Here is a 21,927-nt window from a genome sequence, read left to right as displayed (position 1 = left end):
TATTATAAGTTTCTCGATTGCAAAACAAACTTCTGCAAATTAGAAATAGTTCTCACAAATAAAGCAAAAAGTAAAAATTACCCACTAAGCAACTTTGCGCATATCGAATTTCTCGTCATAATTAACCCTATCAACTCAGAGGATTATGTTATGACAGACACTGGTAGATCAGCAGAAATAAAACTGAACGCCCATGAGCAAATCGTTTCAACTACTGATATCAAAGGTAACATTACCTATGTGAACGATACGTTTTGTGAAATATCAGGCTATACCCGTGAAGAAGTCATGGGAAAAAATCACAGCATTTTACGCCATGCCGATATGCCCAATGAAGCCTTTGGTGATCTCTGGAGAACCATTAAACAAAAGAAGTTTTGGCGTGGTGCGGTAAAGAACCGTTGTAAAAATGGCGACTATTACTGGGTTGATGCCTTTGTTACGCCAATTTATGAAAACAATGAAGTGATTGGTTATCAATCTGTCCGATTACCCCTGTCTAATGAATTAAAAAATAAAGCCGAAAATATTTATAAAAGCATTAAACAAGGTAAAAGACTGAAAACTGCGACCTCTTCTGTTACCAAAAACAGCTTATTTGTATTAGGTTGTATTATCTCAGCTTTGCTGACTATCATAGTCTCACCTTATTTCTGCTTACTTTTCCCTCTACTGTTTGCTGCAATTTATCAGCAAGAAGTCATTGTCTTTCCTGCGTGGCAGAACCGTCTCAAGAACCATTACGACAGTATCGGCATTCATATTTATAACGAAAATATTAATAACCACGCTGAGTTTGTAATGGGATTACGAGATGCTCAGATAAAAGCCATTCTTGCCCGTACTCATGAAGCCTCTTCAAATGTCGATGGTGAGATAAATACGGTTGCAGCACTTGCTGCTACCTGCAAAGAGAAAATAGTGGAAGAAAATGCGCACCTCGACAGTATTTCAACTGCGATTGAAGAAATGTCATCAAGTATTACTCATGTTGCTGAAAACTGCCAAAACACCCTAATGACAGTTTCTGATGGCGAAAAAGCCTGTGATGCGTCGTCTGAGTTGATTAACCTCACCTCAAAACATATTTCTTTACTAACAGACGAGATCACCGAAACCAGCAATATTACGGAAAAGCTGTCTAATGAAGCGACCATGATCACGGGAATTTTGCAGGAAATCGAAAGCATTTCAGAACAAACCAACTTGCTAGCATTAAATGCGGCCATTGAAGCGGCGCGTGCCGGAGAGCATGGCCGAGGCTTCTCTGTTGTCGCAGATGAAGTCAGAACGTTAAGCGTGAGAACCCATGATGCAACATCACAGATCCAAAAATCAGTGAACTATATATTATCGTCACTCAATGACGTGGTAGATCGCATGAAAAGCGGTAATGAAAAGTCACAAGTGTGTGTCTCTGACGTGGAAAATGTCTCTAACCAGATCGGTAATATCTTGGCACTGATGGATCAAATATCACAACTCTCTCATCAAATATCGACGGCGGCAGAAGAACAAGCCATGGTAGCGAAAGAGATCAATAGCAATAGTTACCAGATTTACGATGCCGCTAAACTCAATTTAAAAGAGATTAATACCATTACTGAAACCATGTCAGACATGACAGAAAATTCAGCACAATTAGTGAACTTATCAAAAGCATTTACCTAAAATGATAAATAAGAAAAAGCCGCTGAGTGATTCAGCGGCTTAACGTTAATTTGCGCCCCAACAACATGTAGGTTGATTACCTGACTTATCAACGACGACATAGTTAAGATCGATAAATGGATTATTGACTAACTTAAAGATCCAATAATCTTTAATTGTGTACTTATTACCCGTACTTCCATTCATTACAACACCAACCCACTCATCATCACTAGAGGTTTCCTCTGTAAACAACGTTAATGTTGCAGAAGATTCGTTAATTAATGTACGTGCATGTTGAGTGAGTACCTCAGAATTTATATCACCTGAGAGCCCATACTCTTCTGGCATTTCGCTCAGTAACCAAATTGGACTTTCATCCATACTGCCATCATTGAGTAGGCTAAATACCGCTTGCTTTAATGCTTCATCAAAACTGACGTTCATGCTGGAAAGGCTCTGCGTATCAATATCCTGCTGCGAGATATCAATCATAAGCCCTGGTAATTCAAAGTACTGTTTTATCTCTTCAAATACTTGTGTCATCGTTATATTTCTTATCATTATGTTTATTAGTACATAGCTAGATATTACTTTCAATATAGCTATATACGTCAACACAATGTCAAAAAGTAAACTTTTAAGTTTATTTGATGATGCTATTTAACAGTTCACTACACCACAGTCAGTCAAAAAGTGCATAAAGCCATAATTTGTTAACCACTGTAATTGCTCATGTGAACTGACTAAAAATCGCCCAATAAAATTCACACCATGCCCTTTGACAGTGCCCACTTCATTGGTGGTACGAGAAATGATTAACATCCAACGATTAGTCAATAAAATGTTATAGGGTAAACATTCAGTTAAGCCGTTAACCGTTGATGATGTATAAAGCTGCATTTTATCCATTACAGCTAAATACTGCTGATAAAGATGCTCTGGATTTAAATCATCAAGTAGCAACAACTCGTGTTTAAAAGGTAGCAGGCCTTTTAATATGGCTGATTCTAACGGTAATGATGTTCGAATCAGCTGCATGTGGCGATGCATTTGACTTGAACTAGCTATTGCCCCTGAATTAAAAAAGCCTAAAACACCACTATCAGAAATCCCTTCTACCCAAGCCTTAAAATCACTCAAAATAAGAGGTGAAGTTTGTGGAATATAATCTTTTGCACAAATTAATAAATGAGGAACAACAATAGGAAACTTATTTAAGATACAAACATGCATTCTCTTGAATCAAATTTCTTATCATTAACAATAAAATCAATACCATTCTGATTAACAACAATATCGTTATTTGTTAATGGTAGTAATTCGCCAGTAATAACACCTTGGACTGATTTTTTATTTCCTATATCCCACAGCATAATTTCCCTTTTTTAGTGTTAATAATCTTCATCAATTTCTGGTGTGCAATGCTCACAACTTTGTAAGGCGACCTCATGTTTAAATGTCGCTACGCCTTCAGCTGTCATGTGCTCTGAAATTAAATCATTAACCTCTGTTAAATCTTCAGGATTGACTTGACCATGATTAATTTCATGCTCTGAATAACCATAGTAGTTAAGTAGCAAGTAATCACGTGCCTCGTCTTCTGTACACACAATGTTGACAGAAAAATACTCTTCATAATCCGTGTCAGCATGAGATAGGATGTCCTTAATTTGATCAATAACATCCTCTTTCATACTGGGTGTGAACCAACCTAACTCTGTTGTCGCTTTACGGGTGTGACAGATAAAGCATGGTAATTCTTCGCTAGCATATTTGAAATTAGTCATGGTGAAACTCCATACAAAGGAAGTATGCGTTAAATTATTCCTAATTTATTAAAAAGAGTAGTGATAAAAATGGAATATTGAGTTTCGGTTTGTTATTTAATTCGACAAACTAAACAACATGCATATATCTTATTTTTTCTACGTTTTTTAATGCTAATACTTAAATTGACTCAAGATCACAAGTTAACATTTCATTTACACTTGGTATGGGATTAATATCTATACTGGATTGCAGAGGCGAAGCGCGTAACAGGATGTTAGAGAACGCGACTCTTACAATGGATTGAGGAGATTAATTGCTAATGACAACCAAGAAAGAAAAGAATCAATGGATTATACCAACAAGTATCAGTTTATTAATGGCTGTTCTAGGTATTGTTATACTTTCACCTTTTATTAATATTTAAAAATAAAAAAGGGAGTGAACTACTCCCTTTTTTAAAATTTATAATCCAATAAACTTAACTAATTACCTTTATATTAAATGGGTAATAATATTTTGGCATTGCGGACAATCGCTTAAAGTTCTTCTGTTCATTATCTGTTAATAATACATCATTACTGTCATTATACATCGCTGATTTTAATATCAGCCAGCTATTCAAAAATAGTTTGTCATAGGTTTTAGCTGTGTAATCCATTAATTGATAAGTAAAATCCTTTTCTCGTGTCATTACACATCTTTCTAAAGCTTTCTCATTTAATTCTTGTAATACAATCTGCTTTCTTTCTGATGGTAGTGATTTTAGCCAAGAATCTTTAATCGGTGTTAATTCTCTACTTTCAAGGAGATGACATCTATTTATCTGATTTTCATACTGTTTTTTTACCTTCATTAACTGTGCTTTTGCTGAACTATCGTTAACCGTAATTGCAAAGGAAGGAAAAGATATAATAAAAAATAGATACAATAAGTTACGCACTTTAACCACTCAATTAAGGTGAAAAATGGATAGGAATTCTAATTAAATACCGTTTTATATATTACCCCGTCACAATACTCTAAGAATTGATTTAAGACAATAAATAATACTTATCGATAAAAATACTTAATCGGTTTGATAAATATTTCTTTACAATTTATTACTGTATTTATTTTACAATTACTAATATGAACGTCTTAAGTCGCTAGAAAATATTAACTATTTTTAGCATTGTTATAAGTACTGTGTTTTTAGGGATAAAATAATGCAATTTGAACAGCAAATAACCTTAGCACAACAAGAGTTAAGCCGCTGTGGTATTCAATCTTCGAATAGCCACCCTATCAGTTTTCATTTACTTCATTGGGGAGGAATAAAAATGCCACTTCCTCATTACTGCAGTTTTAAAACTAATATTGCGGTATTCACAGCTTGGTATAGCCTTCTTTTTGTAATAATCTTTTTCATTGCTGAGCTGTTAAGCAATAGCTCTATTGCTGTTATTTCAGCCATAATCACTTCGCTTTTTGCTGGTATCACTGCAGGTGTGTCTATGGCGGCATACTATCACTACAGTGCCAAACGCCATGCTCTTACTCCTTGGCAGCAATTAGCCTAATAGTTTCACAAAGCCAGTATTATTGACTGGCTTTCGCTTATCTTCCTTATATTTCCTCACCTTCTATTTATGCAAAAAATGCATAAATACTTTGCATTTTATTCATTTGTGTCATTTTGATGCTTTCTTTAGTATGCGCGCTCGCTTTTTAACGCACGCTGCACACTAAACTTAGAGACCACAATGTTTTCACAGTCAACACCTGCACAACTAGGTCGAATGCTTGTACTTCTCATTATAACTTTGGTGGCGGTTCAGCACTGCCAACCATTATTAGATGCACTTGCAAAACATGCGACCAGTGGTGGATGCCACCAACAAAACACAATGGATGGTGAGCAACCTATGCACCACCATCATCATATGCACCAATAGTTCTTTTAATACGAGCATCATTAATGAGTATTTTCCGCTTTCCTCTCCTAGTTTGGTTAGGTATTGGCATTTTAATTTTTAGCCTAGGGATCAGGCAGTCATTCGGTATTTTTATGATGCCGATTTCCGATACATTCGGTACTGGACGTGAGTTTTTTAGCTTTGCGATTGCTTTACAAAACCTGTTATTTGGCTTTTTCCAACCCTTTATTGGTATGGCATCGGATCGCTTTGGCTCAAAAAAAATCATTATTGGCGGTGCTGTCGCTTATGGTTTAGGTTTATACCTCACCTCTATTGCTACAGAGCCAAGCATGCTGTACTTGAGCATTGGCGCATTAATCGGCCTTGGCTTAAGTGCGACTAGCTATGTGATCATCTTAGGTGCAATTGCACGTGTTGTGCCTGCTGAACACACAGCTAAAGCTTTTGGTTTAACGACCTCTGCTGGCTCTTTCGGTATGTTTGCGGTGATCCCAGGAGCACAAGCATTACTAAACCAGTTTGATTGGCAAACAGCGATGCAAATCTTCGCACTTATGTGCTGTGTAATGATTGCTTTTGCTTCATTCATGAAGGCTACGAAAGAAAATGAGACATCTGCCAATGCACCAATGGTTGATGATAGCCAAACCTTAAAAGAAGCATTACAAGAAGCGTTTTCAAATAAAAGTTACTGGTTGATCCATATGGGTTTCTTCGTATGTGGCTTCCATGTGATGTTTATCGCGACTCATTTACCTAGCTATCTAGCTGATAAAGGCTTACCTGCGCAAACCGCTGCGATGGCGCTTGCATACGTGGGTATCTTTAATATTTTCGGCTCTTATTTTTGGGGCATTATGGGTGACAAGTTCGACAAACGTTATGTGATGACGTCACTTTACTTAGTACGAACAGTCGTGATTGCCGCATTTGTAACATTACCTGTCACTGAAAATACTGCGGTTATTTTTGGTGGAGCTATCGGTTTTTGTTGGTTAGGGACGGTACCATTAACATCTGGTCTTGTTCGCCAGATCTTTGGAGCACGCTACTTATCAACCTTATACGGCCTAGTATTCTTTACTCACCAAGTGGGTAGTTTCCTTGGTGCTTGGGTTGGTGGTCGCATTTATGATTACTATCATTCATACACACCAATTTGGTGGTTAACAGTGGTAATGGCATTCATTGCTGCGTTAATTCATTTACCTATTAACGACAAACCTGTACCGCGTTTAGTAGCACATCACGCGAGTTGATTTGCTGGTTCTTAGGTATTCAGACATTAAAAAAGCCCTACTCAGTAGGGCTTTTTGTTATCTCATTTATGTCATCAAATGCTGATTACTTATTTAGGTATTCACCTTGACGAAGCGCATCGATACGCTTTTCTAGCGGTGGGTGCGTCATAAATAATTCAGATAATGACTTCTTACCGTTAATACCAAATGCCATCATTGAACCTTCTAATTGTGGCTCGTGGCTCACTTTAAGACGCTCAAGTGCTGCAATCATCTTCTCACGACCAACCAGTTTCGCAGAGCCAGCATCAGCGTAGAACTCACGGTGACGGCTGTACCACATAGTCAGGATACTTGCTAAGAAACCGAATAGAATTTCCATGATGGTTGATACGATGAAGTAAGTCATGTAGCTACCGCCACCTTCGCCTTCTTCATCACTGTTATTCACGCCACTGATTGCGCCTGCAACTAAACGGGAAACAAAGATAACGAAGGTATTCACAACACCTTGCATTAAGGTCATGGTTACCATGTCACCGTTTGCTACGTGGCTCACTTCGTGTGCTAGTACCGCCTCTGCTTCATCACGGGTCATGCTGTGAAGTAGACCTGTTGATACAGCAACCAGAGAATCATCACGCTTTGCACCTGTCGCAAATGCATTAATATCTGGTGAATCATAAATCGCAACAGTTGGCATACCGATACCCGCCTGTTGAGCTTGGCGTGAAACGGTTTCCATTAACCAATGTTCTGTTTCGTTACGAGGTTGCTCAATAACCATACCGCCAACAGAACGAAGTGCCATCGACTTTGACATCATCAAAGACACAATTGAACCACCAAAACCGAATAGAGCTGCCATTACCAATAAGCCAGAAAGGCTACCTGGTTGCATCCCTGTTACAGCATAGACAATGTTCAATACAATACTGAACACCAGCATTACTGCTAAGTTTGTTAATAAAAACAAGGCAATACGCTTCATATTTCTAACTTTCTCCACTTAGAAACTATTCAAATACCTACTACTCATTAGCAGGATTGATGCTATCTCTTATAATGATTCTGTATTTAACAAAATCTTTTACTTAACGCTATCTTCAATGAATACGTTTTTAATTTAAAGAGTTTAATTGTTACTAATTCTTTATATATGTGCAATGAAGGCATTTATCAATAGCAATCGATAACTAAGCTGTTTTAATACAGGATAGGTTAAGCTCGTTATCAAAAAACATGCTAATGACTATAATCAGCCTTAAAAACCACGCCAATATAAAAACAATTGCATATTTTTTGAAAAATTTAATTCAATAAATTCATATAGATACAAATCAACACCATGCATTATACGACTCGTTAGACTTTAGTCTTATTGCCAATAAATGCATTCTCGATTATTGTAAACGTGCTCTTAATAGCATCGCATTTGAACCAGGGAGGATTCATGGCTAATAAAGAAAGTTACCAAGTTGCCATTGATATTTTACGTTGTCACCTTGGCATGTCTTTAGAAGAAGCTCACAAAGAGCTAGGTATCGATCAGCCAGGCACGACGTCAGCAACGGAAACACAAGAGCTGCTAATTGGTCTAACTCAAGACAGTTAATAGCCACAGTTACTCAGTTACACGAAAAAGGCACTCAATGAGTGCCTTTTTCTTATTCTATTACAGTAAAACAGCCTACCAATTACAAACCAATAGCATCTAACTGGATATAGGTCGAAAGATCGCGTCTGTTAATACCTGGCATATAAGGGATCTCACCCAACTTTTTACCTGGTAAATTAAGCTCTAACATTTTGATAATTTCAGCGTAATTTTCAGTGCCAGGATTTACACGGTTAGCCACCCAGCCAACGAGCTCTAAACCATCGGCTTTAATTGCTTCCGCAGTCAGCATGGCATGGCTTAAGCATCCCAGTTTGACACCCACTACTAATATAACAGGCAACTTTTCACGTTTAACCCAGCTTGATAAATAATCAGTATGGGTAACAGGAACACGCCAACCACCAGCTCCTTCCACTAATACCACATCAGACTTCGCTTTTAGCTTTGCTAAACCGTCAGAAAGCACGTCAAAATCAATACACTTCCCTTCTCGCTCTGCGGCTAAATGGGGAGATACAGGCTCTTTAAAGGTATATGGATTCACTTCTTCATAGGTTAATTCAACTGGTGATGCCTCTTGAATAAATAGCGCATCTGAATTTCGTAGGCCATCAGGTGTGTCATCACTTCCCGATGCTACAGGTTTATAACCCGCCATTTTTATATTGCGCTGACTCGCTGCTTGTAAAATAGCACGACTACTGACAGTTTTACCGACTTCGGTATCCGTACCAGTAAGGAAAAAAGCATTAGTCATTAATTAATACTCCAAAACATACTTGATAAGTTGCGGGTAACAGGTTGTTCTCATCGCGATAAACATCGTAGGCTTGCTCTAATGCATTCAGTGTTTGACGCCCGAATAACACATTCTGTCGCTTATGTTGCAAATGCGTCGCACCAATCCCCTTTAAATCTTTCATCAAACCTACTGCAGATTGATAATGCGTCACGATGGGCGAAAATATTAATTTATCAATTTGTAATCCCGTTTGCGCCAGCGCAACTTTTATCTCATTTTCTGCTTTAAATTCATTAACATGTTGATAGTGATCAATTTGTGACCATGCCTTTTTTAGCTCATCCAGCGAGCCATCAACCAATGTTGTGAAAAAAATCATCCCACCGGGGCGCACCACACGCTTTAATTCATTTAATGGCACTGATAAATCATCACACCATTGCAAGGCAAGGCTGCTAAACGCTAAATCGTAGCTATTATCAGCAACAGGTAGGTTTTCGGCATCAGCATGTAAATAGCGACAATCATCACCACAACGTTGCTTTGCCTGCGCTAACATTTCAGCCGACAAATCCGCTGCTGTAACTTTAAAGCCTAATTTGAGTAATTCTGCACTGAAGTACCCTGTGCCACAGCCTACATCGATCACTTCTTTTGGATTATCCACCGCATGAAGGTGAGGCAATTTATCTAATAATAAATGCCCAACATGGCGTTGAAATGCAGCTGCTTTATCATAGTGTTTTGCTGCTTTTCCAAAAGCCGAGGCGACGGCTTGTTTATCCATACTCACAGCAAGTTCTGTTTGAATAGCTGTATTTGATTTATCCATTATATTGCTCATTAATCACCTCATTTAATGATGCAGCAAGCAGCCGAATGTCTTGTTCATTATGAGTAGCAGTCAATGTGACTCGAAGACGCGCGGTATTTTTCGGCACAGTCGGTGGACGAATAGCACCAACCCATAAGCCTCGTTGTTTTAACTGCTCAGAAATAACAACGGTACGTTCACTCTCACCAATCACGATAGGTTTGATCGGTGTGCTTGTTTGCTGCAGCGGAATAGCAGGATCTAATTTATCACTCAGTAGTTCACTTAAATCATGCAACTTTTCACGTCGCCATGCTTGTTGTTGAATTAGCTCACAAGCTTTGCTTAATGCATGAGCTTGCGCCGGAGGCATCGCCGTTGAGTAAATAAAATGACGGGCAAATTGAATTAAATATTCAGCGGTATCGTTATCACATAGAATTGCAGCCCCTTGTAAACCAAAGGCTTTTCCAAAAGTGATAACCAAAATATCCGCTTTTATATTGGCAGCAGCACAGCTACCTTTGCCCTCTTCACCAAGCACGCCACAGCCATGAGCATCATCGACCACCAGCCATGCATGATGGGTATCACAGGTTTGGCGCAGTTTCGATAATGGAGAGCAATCCCCATCCATGCTGAACACACCTTCCGTGATCACCATGTTAGCTTGTTCCGATCCAACCGTATTTTTTTTCAATAATGTATTAAGTGCTTCAACGTCATTATGAGCAAAGCGCTTCATTAACGCAGGTGATAACATCCCCGCTTCCATTAATGAGGCATGATTTAACTTATCTTGAAAAACCACATCTTGCTTTTGCAATAGCGTAAAAAGCAAAGCTTGGTTTGCACTAAAGCCACTACTAAACAACAGTGCGCGATCATAATCTAGCCATTCAGATAACTGCGCTTCTAACTTGGCATGAGGCGAGTGAAACCCCGTAACTAACGGGGATGCACCACTGCCCGCTCCGTACAAACTTAACCCTTGTTGCCATGCATTAATCAACTCAGGTGATTGCGCCAGCCCTAAATAATCGTTACTGGAGAAATTGATTAACGATTGCTGATCAACACTCACCTGCGATGATTGTTGTTGATGAGCTTGCTGTTGACGAGATAAACAAGTTCGACTGCGATATAGCCCTTGTTTATCTCGCTCAATTAATGCCTGACGAAAACGCTGACTAAAGTGAGGCATCGTAGAACATGTCATCTTTTGCCGGACGTGCCGCAACACGCTGTGCCACTTGACCGAGTAGCTCTTGCTCTTGAATTTCGTCAGGCTTAGCCGCTTGTTGCTCACTATTAATGCCTAACTTGGCAAATAGCTGCATGTCTTTGTCTTCACCTGGGTTTGGTGTGGTCAGTAACTTACAACCATAGAAAACAGAGTTAGCACCTGCCATAAAACACAGTGCTTGCATTTGTTCATTCATATCTTCACGACCTGCTGATAAACGCACAGCAGATTTAGGCATGATGATACGTGCAACAGCTACGATACGAATAAAATCAAATGGATCGACATCTTCTGCACTTTCAAGTGGTGTACCTTTTACTTTCACAAGCATGTTAATTGGCACACTTTCAGGATGCACAGGTAGATTTGCAAGCTCTACTAATAAGCCAGCACGATCACGAGAAGACTCGCCCATTCCGATAATGCCGCCAGAGCAGATCTTCATACCTGCATCACGGACGTGAGATAAAGTATCAAGGCGATCTTGGTAAGTACGAGTAGTGATGATATTGCCGTAGTATTCAGGCGAGGTATCTAGGTTGTGATTGTAATAATCAAGCCCAGCTTCAGCGAGAGTATTCGCTTGGTCACTCGAGTGATCATGCCGAGCGTCATACAGGTTTCCAGCCCCATGGCTTTCACCCCTTTCACCATATCAAGCAGATACGGCATATCACGCTCTTTAGGGTTCTTCCATGCAGCACCCATACAAAAACGTGTAGCACCTGATTGTTTCGCTTTATTCGCAGCGTCTAAAACACGCTCAACTTCTAACAAACGCTCTTTATCAACGTCGGTACGGTAATGGGCACTTTGCGGGCAATACTTACAATCTTCAGGACAAGCACCTGTTTTGATCGAAAGTAATGTACTGACTTGAACTTGGTTTGGCTGATGATATTGACGATGTACCTGCTGTGCTTCAAATACCAAATCCATAAATGGTTTATCGAATAAAGCTTGGACTTCCTTTACTGTCCAATTATTACGTACTTCCACAGTGTTGACCTCAGTTATTGTTATTTTCGACTCACAAGGACTTGCTCGATCCTTCGTTTTATCAATGTATTACACAGTTTTAGTTGTTAACGTTTTGTTTCACTTTCTATAAGCAAAATATTGATAAATGATAACTCTATGAACTATTACTACTTGGCTAGTCTACTAACAGCACGTAGACTGTCAACTACGGATAATAACAGAGGTTTACATCTGTGCAAAAAAGCAACAGTATTGATATTGAATTTGATAAGGAACACGTGTGGCATCCATATACTTCCACCGTGACACCACTGCCTTGCTATCCTGTAACGTCAGCGCAAGGTGTCTATTTAACATTGGAAGATGGCACTAAACTGATTGATGGCATGTCTTCTTGGTGGTCAACCATCCATGGCTACAATCACCCAGTATTAACAGAAGCAGCTAAAGCCCAACTAGATAAAATGTCTCATGTGATGTTTGGTGGTATTACTCATCAGCCAGCAGTAGAACTTTGTCGCAAGCTGGTCAACATCACCCCAGCACCATTAGAAAAAGTGTTTCTGGCTGATTCAGGATCGGTTGCAGTAGAAGTAGCACTTAAAATGGCATTGCAGTATTGGCATGCGAAGAATGAACCCCGCTCGAAGTTTTTAACGGTTAGCCACGGTTACCACGGCGATACCTTTGCTGCGATGTCAGTCACTGATCCAGCCAACTCCATGCATCGTATCTATAAAGGTTTTCTTCCTGAGCACATTTTTGCCAAATCACCAGAGTGTGGTTTTTGGGATGAGTGGAACGAAAACGACATTAACGACTTTGCAGAAAAGCTGAAGCAACATCATCTCGATATTGCAGCGGTGATCATTGAACCTATTGTTCAAGGTGCGGGTGGAATGCGCTTATATCACCCAATGTATTTAAAGCGTATTCGCCAATTGTGTGATCAATATAATATCCTGCTGATTGCCGATGAAATTGCCGTGGGATTTGGTCGAACAGGAAAGCTTTTCGCTTGTGAGCATGCAGATATCAGCCCTGACATTATGTGTTTAGGTAAAGCATTGACTGGTGGTTATATGACGTTATCAGCGACGATAACGACTAAACATGTCGCTGATACAGTATGTAGCGGAGAGGCACAATGTTTTATGCATGGCCCAACATTCATGGGAAATCCATTAGCTTGTGCTGTTGCCAATGCAAGTCTAGATATCTTGGCTGAAAACAAATGGCAGCAACAAGTTGCTAGCATTGAACAACAATTAGCGCAGGAACTTCCACCTATAGCAGAGCTTGAAAAAGTAAAATCAGTGCGTTGGCTAGGCGCTATCGGTGTAGTAGAGCTTCACCAAGCTGTTGATATGGAAACGATTCAAGCAGCCTTTGTCGAGCAAGGTGTATGGATTAGACCTTTCGGTAAACTGGTTTATATTATGCCACCATTTATTATCACACCTAGTGAACTTTCTCATTTAACATACGCTATCAAAGTAATACTAAGTTAATTATATCGTTTTTTATTAAAAAGCAGACAGAGCTATTAATTTTGTCTGCTTACACTTTAAAAAACGATACCACAACTAAATAAATTTAAAAGAACTAGTGTGGTATTAACGATAACACGTCAGCTAGGGCATAAAATTATGCAAATACCTCTGTTTCCACTAGATATTTATCTACTACCAGGCGGGGTCAGTAAATTAAGGATCTTTGAACCTCGTTATATCAAACTGATAAAAATTGCTGCAACAAACAACTATGGATTCGGGTTGTGTATGTCCATTGACAATAACATTTGTCACTTTGGTACACGTGTTGTGATCACTGATTTTGATTCACTACCTGATGGTGTATTAAGTATTACTATATCTGCTCAAGAACTTTTTCTTCTCGATAATTATTGGCAGGATGATGATGGGCTCTATTTTGGTAAAGCATCGAAAGTGCCGAATTGGCAAAGTACTGATATAAACTATAACGATGTTGAAATAGCCAATAGTCTTAAACTACTGTTCAAAGAGCATCCTGATCACGCAAGTTATTATCCGTCACCAGATTTCAACAACATGACATGGGTTTGCCAACGATGGTTAGAAATTCTACCACTAGAAGTCAATCAGAAACAGTGGTTTATGAGTCGAAATGACCATACTGCTGCATTGTCATTTCTTCATACGGTGATTGACGATAATTTGCAAAAAAAATGATCGATAGCTGAATAACAGACGTATCTCTATGTAATGTCTAATTTGTCTAACCAATACACGTTGAGATTATGTCTGTTATTACATACCCTTACTCTCAATCTAGTCATCATCATAGGTTGGGACATCCCACAATGAATGAGATCAGTATTGAGCAACAAAAACAATTACTCGTAAGCGTTGCAAAAGAGCGTGATAAAACCGCCTTTGCGACAATTTTTTCTCATTTCGCACCAAAAATTCGCTCTTATGGGTTGAAGCACCTTAAACAAGAAGCGAATGCAATGGAGCTTGTGCAAGAAACTATGCTTACCGTGTGGCGTAAAGCCCATCTTTTTCATCCCGAGAAAGGTGCAGTATCAACATGGGTTTACACCATCATGCGTAACCAGTGTTTTGATATTTTACGTAAGCGACAGGCTACAAAAGAAGATAATTACAGTGATGACATCTGGCCTATCTTTGAGCAAAAGTTAGTGACAGATGATGATCCAAGTAATAAACAACTGGGTGATGAGCTAATCACACTTATATCTACCCTACCGGAAGCCCAGCAAACCGTGGTGAAAGAGATATATTTAAACCAGCGCTCTCACCAAGATCTTGCTGATCAATTGGGACTGCCTGTTGGCACAGTTAAATCAAGGTTACGTTTAGGCTTGCAGAAGCTACGTTTGCAATTGGAGAAAGACGATGACTACTAAGATACCACTTATTAAACATCATCCTAGCAAGCAACTGTTAGAACAACATATTCAGGGTCAGTTATCGCTTTCATTGTCAATTGCTGTTGCGGCACATATTGAGCTTTGCCCACATTGCCAACATCTGGAAGCCAGCTTAACGCCAAAGATTGCAGATATTTCTTGGTCGCAATGTCAAAACAAGACAAATGATCTCAACCAAGATCTAAAAGTGGATGCTTCTTTTGCTGCAATGTTAAGTGACATTGTTGAAAATGATGAAGATTTGACTCTGTATCAGCCACCAAAGCCTAAGGTGATTGAGTGCAAAGGTCTAACTTATACTTTACCTCGCGCATTTAACCAATTTAACGAGCTCAATTGGCATGGCTTAGGCAAAATTAGTCGAGCGAGATTACCAGTTAATGAAGGTGAAGTACGCTCAAGTCTACTGCACATCGACAGCGGTGGTGCTATTCCTGCCCACAAACACAAAGGTTACGAGCTCACCTTATTGCTTGCTGGTGATTTTAGTGATGAAAACGGACATTATGTAGCTGGTGATTTTATTTTACTGGATGAATCCCATCACGATCATAGTCCGAAAACGACCAATGGATGTTTATGCTATACCGTCTCGAATGCACCACTGCACTTCACCCAAGGTATGAGCCAACTCTTTAACAGTATCGGTAATATCATTTACTAAACCGAAATGCCTCTTTTATAAAATAGAGGCATTTTTATTTCTACTTCCCACATCTGTTTCTATTTTGTTCACATATACTTTTATTAAGCGATTTTAAGCCTAAAATAACAAAAAAGCTTTTACATCTCTTAATAGTTTAAGAATAATAACAGCCATATAAATAAACAATCCACGTTATTCATTTATATTCACAATCAAACATATTCCATTTTGTTGTATTATTACAACAATAATGTTTCCGTATTGAATATCATTCTTATCTTAATATTTTATAACTTCTTAAATATTCAGTTTATTAGCGGTTTTATTAGTCCGATATTGCAAAATATTTGTTTCCAATAGTTATCTAATTGAATTTTTATAAATCCCCAAAAGACAACTCAACCTCTTGATAAATAGTTAAAAAGAAAATTAAGACTATTTTTAATTAATTTATTTAGCTCACATTTATCTTATTTTTCATCATCTTTAACGCAAAAAAATAGATAGTCATCGTCTATTTCGACCCTACAATACTCACCCCACTACGGTTATGCGCTGAATAAATACGTATTACTAAGTAGATAATTAATAAAAACAACAAAATTAATTTCGTGGAACAACGAAATAACCAAGGTGGGTATTTATGTTAAATCTTGCAATATCGGTTATCCCTATTTTGCTTTTAATTTGGATGATGACGAAAAGGAACGCGTTGCCATCTCATGTTGCATTGCCAGCAACAGCATTACTTATTGGTTTATTACAGCTTGTCTATTTTGGTACAAGCAGTCAGTTACTGGCAGCAAATGTTATTTCAGGTGCGCTTTCTGCCCTGACACCAATTTCGATTATTGCTGGTGCTATTTTATTAAACCGTACTTTGAATGTGTCGGGTGCGGAAGATGTGATTCGCCAATGGCTTGAAGGCATCAGTAAAAACCAAGTTGGTCAGTTAATGATCATTGGTTGGGCATTTGCCTTCATGATTGAAGGTGCATCTGGTTTTGGTACACCAGCTGCGATTGCCGCTCCAATTTTAGTGGGTCTGGGTTTTAACCCATTACGTGTCGCTATGCTTGCACTGGTTATGAATTCTGTTCCAGTCTCTTTTGGTGCAGTAGGTACACCGACATGGTTTGGTTTAGGTAACTTAGGATTACCTGATGCTGAGTTATTAGATGTAGGCTGATTATCAGCCATCATGCACACTGTGGCGGCTGTGATTATTCCTGTAATCGCACTGAAATTCGTTGTGAATTGGCAGCAAATTAAACGCAACTTTGTGTTCATTCAACTCAGTATTTGGTCATGTACTATACCTTATGTATGGCTTGCCCAGTGGAACTATGAATTCCCAGCGCTGATTGGTGGTGCGATTGGTTTAACACTGTCTATTCTGCTGGCGCGTTACAACATTGGTTTAGAAAAACAAACAACGTCAGAAGAAGAAAACAAAGCAACAACACTGCCTTTCCATGTGGTGTTTAAAGCGATGGCTCCTACACTGCTGTTGATCCTGATTCTGATCGTGACACGCATTAAACAGCTGGGTTTAAAAGGCATGCTAAACGATGCAACGCCACTGCTACACCTAAACTTAGGGTTTGCAGATTTACACCTAAGCCAAGCGCTAATTATTAAATTAAGCAATATTTTAGGCACGGATACTTCATGGGCGTACAAAACATTGTATGTGCCTGCGTTGATTCCGTTTTTTTTGGTTGTACTTATTTCTATTCCTCTTTTAAAGATGAATAAGACCCAAGTCAAACAAGTCGTTAGTGATACAGCATCACGTATCAAAACGCCCTTTATCGCCCTTGTCGGTGCGTTAATTATGGTGAAATTCATGATGATTGGTGGTGAACATTCACCAATCATGACAACAGGTAATGCGTTTGCTGATCTTATCGGTAAAAACTGGCAATACTGCGCTGCTTCTTTAGGTGCGTTAGGTGCGTTTTTCTCAGGCTCTGCAACGGTTTCAAACCTGACATTCGGCGCGATTCAACAAAGCATCGCTCACAATGTTGGCTTACCTGAAAACACCATTTTAGCCATGCAGTCTGTTGGTGGTGCAATGGGTAATATGGTGTGTATTAACAATATTATTGCTGTATCAACCATCCTTGGTATTGCAAATAAAGAAGGCTACATCATTAAACGTACAGTGATCCCTATGGTGCTATACGGTGTGATTGCAGCTGTTGTCAGTATTTTTATCTAAACGTCCCTACAACGTGAAGATAAATGATTGGCTTATCTTCGGATAAGCCAATTGCTAATGTGAACAATTAGGCGGTATGCCGCCACTGGAGCAATGAGATGAAGGTAAACTTTTTTGTCACCTGCCTAGGCGATACAGTGAAAGCTGAAGTTGCCAAAAAAACAGTAGGTTTACTAGAGCAACTTGGCTGTGAAGTGATCTTCCCTGAGCGTCAAGGTTGTTGTGGTCAGCCTGCGTTAAATAGTGGCTACATTGAAAAAAGTAAGCTTGCAATGAAAAACATGATCGAAGCATTTGAGATCAACGACTTCCCTATCGTAACACCTGCGGGCTCTTGTGCTGCTGCGGTAAAGAAATACCCAGAGTACTTAGCTGATGAGCCAGAGTGGGCAGAGCGTGCGAAAAAAGTGGCTGATCGTCTATTTGAATTGACTCAGTTTGTTGTTCGCCAACTTGGTGTTGAAAATGTAGGTGCTCGCTTGGAAGGTAAAGGTGTTTACCACCCTTCTTGTAGCTTGATCCGTAAGCTTGGTGTACGTGAAGAGCCGCTTATTCTACTAAACAACGTTGAAGGTCTTGAACTTCTTCCAATTGAAAACCAAGAAACTTGTTGTGGTTTCGGTGGTACCTTCTCTGTGAAGATGTCTGAAATTTCTGGTGAGATGGTGACAGAGAAAGTACGTCACATCAAAGCTGCTGAACCTGACTTCTTAATTGGTGCTGATATCAGCTGTTTACTAAACATTGGTGGCCGCATTAGCCGTGAAGGTCAACCAATCAAAGTGATGCACATTGTTGATGTGCTGATGAGTCGTTAAGAGGTCATTATTATGTCAATGAAAACAAGCAACCAGAAATTTAAAGATCGTATTCATGTAAAAATGAAAGACGAATCTATGCGTGCCGCTGTTGCTAACGCACAAGAACGCATGTTCAAAAACCGTGCTATCGCTGCTGAAAAACTTGGTAACTGGGAAGAATGGCGTGAAATGGGCATGGATATTCGTAACCATGTGCTTGAAAACCTAGATTACTACCTACAACAACTTAGCGACAACGTTGAAAAGCACGGTGGTCACGTTTACTTCGCAGCAACTGCTGAAGATGCAACGAATTACATCGAAAAAATCATTCAACAAAAGAATGCGAAAAAAGTTGTAAAGTCTAAATCCATGGTAACCGAAGAAATCGGTATGAACCATGTGATCCAACGTAACAACTGTGAAGTGATTGAAACCGATCTAGGTGAATACATCCTTCAGGTTGATGATTGTGATGCTCCTTCACACATCGTTGTTCCTGCACTTCACAAAAACCGAACTCAAATTCGTGACGTATTCAACAAGAAGCTAGGTTACGAAGGCTCATCAGATCCAGAAGAAATGACACGTTTCGTACGTGAGCATATCCGTCATGATTTCCTAGAAGCAGAAATCGGTATCACTGGCTGTAACTTTGCCATTGCAGAATCTGGCACCGTAACCCTTGTTACTAATGAAGGTAACGCACGTCTTGCAACCAGCCTACCTAAAACACATATCGCTGTAATGGGTATGGAGCGTATCGTTCCTACATTTGAAGAGTTCGATATTGTGGCAAGCCTGCTATGTCGTAGTGCAGTTGGTTTACCACTGACTGGTTACGTAACGGCACTAACTGGCCCTCGTGAAGAAGGTAACTGTGACGGTCCTGAAGAGTTCCACCTAGTTATTGTTGATAACGGTCGCTCTAAGATTTTAGGCTCTGAATTCCGTTCAATCCTACGTTGTGTACGTTGTGCGGCGTGTGTAAACACCTGTCCGGCTTACCGTCACATCGGTGACTAATCTTACGGTTCAATCTACTCTGGTCCTATTGGTGCTGTACTGTCTCCACTACTTGGCGGCTACGAAGATTTCAAAGATCTACCAAACGCATGTAGCTTATGTCGTGCTTGTCATGATGTATGCCCAGTGAAGATCCCACTATCAGATCTACTGCTTAAGCACCGTCAAATCATGGGCGAAGAGAAAATTACTGATCCTATGGAACGTGCTTCTGTTAGTGGCTTTAGCTTTGTTAACGCCCACCCTGCACTATGGGATAAGACAGTTAAGATCGGTGCCATTGTTGCAGGCAAGCTGATTAAAGATGGTCAACTACCATTTAAAGTTGGTCTGCTAAACGCATGGACACAAACTCGTGATTTACCAACACCATCTGGTGAATCGTTCCGCAGCTGGTTTAAGAACAAAAATAAGTAATTAAGGGGCTTTCCGTATGTCATCTCAAAATGAGCAACGCATCTATAATCGCGATAGTTTCCTTAATAACATCGCCAAACAACTAGGTCGTGATCGCATCACTACCCCAGTTGCACGTCCAAACTTAAAATATAATTGCCACAAAGAAGTATTTGCAGGTAAATCTCAAGATGAACTAAAAGACATCTTGGTAAACTACACTGAGTCTTCTTTAGGTGCGCAAGCAGTTGTAACCACCAAAGCACAACTAACAGAAGCATTACGCGATGTATGTTTCAAATACTGTAGTGCCGATCAAACAGAAATCACCCCTGTTGGTGAAACCATTTTCACCGCAGATAAACGTCTACTTGATGTGATTTATCCTAAAGATCTTAGTGCAGAACAGCATGGCGTTTACATTTGGGATCACTCAGCAGGCTATGAAGCAAATATTACCGTTGCAGAACGTGCAAAAGTGGGTGTTGTATTTGCAGAGCAAGCACTAGCTGAATCAGGCACTATGGTACTTTACAGCAACCCAGCGCAAGGTCGTGCAGTTAGCCTACTACCAGAAGCATCAGTCTTCGTTGTGCCAAAAAGCTGTATCGTTGCGCGTTTAACACAGGCAACTGAAATTCTTCATCAGAAAGCACAAAATGGTGAACGTATTCCATCATGTGTTAACTTCATTTCAGGTCCTAGCTCGACTGCAGATATCGAGCTGATCAAAGTTGTTGGTGTGCATGGGCCCGTCTTTGCCACCTACATCATTATTGATGATATGTAAGTCTACCTATCACCAATAGTGATAACAGCTAGCAGGACGCTAGTAGTTAAGCACACACGGGAATAAGAACAACGCAGCTATCGGGGCTGCGTTTTTTTATTCAAGTTCCACATCCCCTCTTTGACTCTCTGCCAAATCACGCTTGTTGAATATAGCGCCATAATATGAGTTAAGTATATAATCCTTGCCTCTTAGACTTTGTATGGGATAAAGAATGCCAGCTATCGACGATCTCGTTTTATTCACTCAAGTAATTGAACATGGATCATTCAGCAAAGTGGCTGAACTCAATAACGTGACTAAATCGGTTGTTAGTAAACGCATTAGTAAACTTGAGACAGAATTAGGTTTACAGTTAATTTACCGCACCACCCGTAAATTGACCCTCACCGAACCCGGTGAAGTCCTCTATCATCGCGCCAAAAGCATCAGTCATGTTGCACAAGCAGCGTTTGATTCTGTAACAGGTTATAGCGAAGCCTTGTCAGGCAAAATCCGTATGTCTGTACCCACCATTTCAGGAGAATTAGTCCTTGCCAATGCCGTGGCTGATTTCTGCCAAAGACACCCCGGTTTATCGGTGGAGATGTCGCTAGATAATCACTTTGTTGATCTTGTGGCAGACAATTATGATCTGGTGATCCGTACTGGCTATTTAGAAGATTCAAGCCTGATTGCACGTCATATTTTTAATTCTCGCTGGGTGATCTGTGCTTCCCCTGCTTATATAGAGCATTACGGCAAACCAGAAAAACCGAAAGATCTATTAAGTCATAATTGCTTGGGTTACAACCCACAAAGCACAGGTCCTTTTGACTGGCAATTTCTAAAACAAAACAAAGTTTACACCCAGAAAGTGAGCGGTAATTTCTCATCAGATAACGCAGCAGCATTAAAGAAAGTAGTGCTTGCAGGTAATGGCATCGCCTATCTTCCTAATTGCTTAATTTATGATGAATTACAGCGCGGAGATTTGGTGGAATTATTACCAACACATGCTGGTAAAGTGGTCGGGATTTATGCTGTATATCCTTACACTAGAAAGCCCGCTAAACGCATTCAAGCACTTATCGAGCATATTCGAGAAAGCTATATGGAAATTAAAGAAAAGTTTTAA

21 protein-coding genes and 4 pseudogenes are annotated in these 21,927 nt (G+C 39.7%); 14 read left to right on the top strand and 11 right to left on the bottom strand.

The genetic code is table 11. The annotated features are described in order from the left end of the window. Positions 1-150: 150 nt before the first annotated feature. On the top strand, positions 151-1,671 hold the full coding sequence (locus Q7674_RS13420) for a methyl-accepting chemotaxis protein (protein ID WP_045063401.1): 1,521 nt from the start codon (positions 151-153) through the stop codon (positions 1,669-1,671). A 45-nt stretch (positions 1,672-1,716) separates the two neighbouring features. Here Q7674_RS13420 and Q7674_RS13415 read toward each other — a convergent pair whose 3' ends face one another. The 6 genes and pseudogenes from Q7674_RS13415 to Q7674_RS13390 form a co-directional block, all read right to left on the bottom strand. Next, positions 1,717-2,196, bottom strand: a complete 480-nt coding sequence (locus tag Q7674_RS13415; RefSeq protein WP_107229641.1) for a hypothetical protein — start codon at positions 2,194-2,196, stop codon at positions 1,717-1,719. 117 nt (positions 2,197-2,313) lie between these two features. Next, positions 2,314-2,691 carry a hypothetical protein gene (locus Q7674_RS13410; protein ID WP_237156767.1) on the bottom strand — a complete coding sequence of 126 codons (378 nt, stop codon included), beginning with the start codon at positions 2,689-2,691 and terminating at the stop codon, positions 2,314-2,316. A gap of 36 nt (positions 2,692-2,727) precedes the next feature. Beyond that, positions 2,728-2,886: pseudogene (locus Q7674_RS13405) on the bottom strand (phosphorylase); the annotation flags it as partial. Then, the gene (locus tag Q7674_RS13400; protein ID WP_237156770.1) at positions 2,868-3,026 is read right to left on the bottom strand and encodes a hypothetical protein; all 159 of its coding nucleotides are present in this window, start codon (positions 3,024-3,026) and stop codon (positions 2,868-2,870) included. The gene Q7674_RS13400 and the pseudogene Q7674_RS13405, both read right to left, overlap by 19 nt. Positions 3,027-3,044: 18 nt before the next feature. Further along, a complete protein-coding gene (locus tag Q7674_RS13395) occupies positions 3,045-3,440 on the bottom strand; it encodes a hypothetical protein (protein WP_008986847.1) in 396 nt (131 codons plus the stop codon). 461 nt (positions 3,441-3,901) lie between these two features. Then, a complete protein-coding gene (locus tag Q7674_RS13390; RefSeq protein ID WP_305423974.1) occupies positions 3,902-4,363 on the bottom strand; it encodes a hypothetical protein in 462 nt (153 codons plus the stop codon). A gap of 265 nt (positions 4,364-4,628) precedes the next feature. Here Q7674_RS13390 and Q7674_RS13385 point away from each other — a divergent pair, with 265 nt between their 5' ends. From Q7674_RS13385 to Q7674_RS13375, 3 genes are all read left to right on the top strand, one after another. Further along, positions 4,629-4,982, top strand: a complete 354-nt coding sequence (locus Q7674_RS13385; protein WP_045063396.1) for a DUF6404 family protein — start codon at positions 4,629-4,631, stop codon at positions 4,980-4,982. A gap of 183 nt (positions 4,983-5,165) precedes the next feature. After that, on the top strand, positions 5,166-5,357 hold the full coding sequence (locus Q7674_RS13380; protein WP_045063395.1) for a hypothetical protein: 192 nt from the start codon (positions 5,166-5,168) through the stop codon (positions 5,355-5,357). A gap of 23 nt (positions 5,358-5,380) precedes the next feature. After that, positions 5,381-6,601, top strand: coding sequence for an MFS transporter (locus Q7674_RS13375; RefSeq protein ID WP_045063393.1), 1,221 nt, complete (start codon positions 5,381-5,383; stop codon positions 6,599-6,601). Positions 6,602-6,686: 85 nt separating this feature from the next. Here the strand turns inward: Q7674_RS13375 and htpX are convergent, their stop codons facing one another. Beyond that, the gene (gene htpX / locus Q7674_RS13370) at positions 6,687-7,574 is read right to left on the bottom strand and encodes a protease HtpX (RefSeq protein ID WP_045063392.1); all 888 of its coding nucleotides are present in this window, start codon (positions 7,572-7,574) and stop codon (positions 6,687-6,689) included. 462 nt (positions 7,575-8,036) lie between these two features. On the opposite strand from htpX, the gene Q7674_RS13365 reads away from it, so the two are divergent. Then, positions 8,037-8,198 carry a hypothetical protein gene (locus tag Q7674_RS13365; protein ID WP_008986841.1) on the top strand — a complete coding sequence of 54 codons (162 nt, stop codon included), beginning with the start codon at positions 8,037-8,039 and terminating at the stop codon, positions 8,196-8,198. Between the two features lie 82 nt (positions 8,199-8,280). Here the strand turns inward: Q7674_RS13365 and bioD are convergent, their stop codons facing one another. From bioD to bioB, 4 genes and pseudogenes are all read right to left on the bottom strand, one after another. After that, a complete protein-coding gene (gene bioD, locus Q7674_RS13360; protein ID WP_045063390.1) occupies positions 8,281-8,961 on the bottom strand; it encodes a dethiobiotin synthase in 681 nt (226 codons plus the stop codon). Continuing rightward, positions 8,954-9,778, bottom strand: a complete 825-nt coding sequence (gene bioC / locus Q7674_RS13355) for a malonyl-ACP O-methyltransferase BioC (protein ID WP_045063388.1) — start codon at positions 9,776-9,778, stop codon at positions 8,954-8,956. The genes bioD and bioC overlap by 8 nt, the downstream gene beginning before the upstream one ends. Next, the gene (gene bioF / locus Q7674_RS13350; protein WP_045063386.1) at positions 9,771-10,964 is read right to left on the bottom strand and encodes an 8-amino-7-oxononanoate synthase; all 1,194 of its coding nucleotides are present in this window, start codon (positions 10,962-10,964) and stop codon (positions 9,771-9,773) included. Before bioF ends, bioC begins: the two co-directional genes overlap by 8 nt. Further along, a pseudogene (bioB, locus tag Q7674_RS13345) lies at positions 10,951-12,005 on the bottom strand (biotin synthase BioB). The gene bioF and the pseudogene bioB overlap by 14 nt, the downstream one beginning before the upstream one ends. Positions 12,006-12,220: 215 nt before the next feature. On the opposite strand from bioB, the gene bioA reads away from it, so the two are divergent. From bioA to Q7674_RS13295, 9 genes and pseudogenes are all read left to right on the top strand, one after another. Then, positions 12,221-13,498, top strand: coding sequence for an adenosylmethionine--8-amino-7-oxononanoate transaminase (gene bioA, locus Q7674_RS13340; RefSeq protein ID WP_045063382.1), 1,278 nt, complete (start codon positions 12,221-12,223; stop codon positions 13,496-13,498). A 138-nt stretch (positions 13,499-13,636) separates the two neighbouring features. Then, positions 13,637-14,200, top strand: coding sequence for an LON peptidase substrate-binding domain-containing protein (locus Q7674_RS13335; protein ID WP_023932623.1), 564 nt, complete (start codon positions 13,637-13,639; stop codon positions 14,198-14,200). Positions 14,201-14,331: 131 nt separating this feature from the next. After that, the gene (locus Q7674_RS13330) at positions 14,332-14,901 is read left to right on the top strand and encodes a sigma-70 family RNA polymerase sigma factor (protein ID WP_023932625.1); all 570 of its coding nucleotides are present in this window, start codon (positions 14,332-14,334) and stop codon (positions 14,899-14,901) included. Next, the gene (locus tag Q7674_RS13325; RefSeq protein ID WP_023932627.1) at positions 14,891-15,589 is read left to right on the top strand and encodes a ChrR family anti-sigma-E factor; all 699 of its coding nucleotides are present in this window, start codon (positions 14,891-14,893) and stop codon (positions 15,587-15,589) included. Before Q7674_RS13330 ends, Q7674_RS13325 begins: the two co-directional genes overlap by 11 nt. Positions 15,590-16,214: 625 nt before the next feature. Next, positions 16,215-17,798, top strand: a pseudogene (locus tag Q7674_RS13320) (L-lactate permease). A 98-nt stretch (positions 17,799-17,896) separates the two neighbouring features. Continuing rightward, complete coding sequence (locus Q7674_RS13315; protein ID WP_305423969.1) at positions 17,897-18,616, top strand: (Fe-S)-binding protein; 720 nt, start codon at positions 17,897-17,899, stop codon at positions 18,614-18,616. Positions 18,617-18,628: 12 nt separating this feature from the next. Beyond that, positions 18,629-20,041, top strand: a pseudogene (locus Q7674_RS13310) (LutB/LldF family L-lactate oxidation iron-sulfur protein). A gap of 16 nt (positions 20,042-20,057) precedes the next feature. Continuing rightward, the gene (locus Q7674_RS13300) at positions 20,058-20,810 is read left to right on the top strand and encodes a LutC/YkgG family protein (protein WP_045063376.1); all 753 of its coding nucleotides are present in this window, start codon (positions 20,058-20,060) and stop codon (positions 20,808-20,810) included. Between the two features lie 214 nt (positions 20,811-21,024). Continuing rightward, positions 21,025-21,927, top strand: a complete 903-nt coding sequence (locus Q7674_RS13295) for a LysR family transcriptional regulator (RefSeq protein ID WP_023932635.1) — start codon at positions 21,025-21,027, stop codon at positions 21,925-21,927.

The organism is Photobacterium leiognathi, from assembly GCF_030685535.1.
GTDB lineage: Bacteria > Pseudomonadota > Gammaproteobacteria > Enterobacterales > Vibrionaceae > Photobacterium > Photobacterium leiognathi.
Note: the sequence above shows the minus strand (reverse complement) of the source record. Positions and strands in the feature narration are given on the sequence as shown.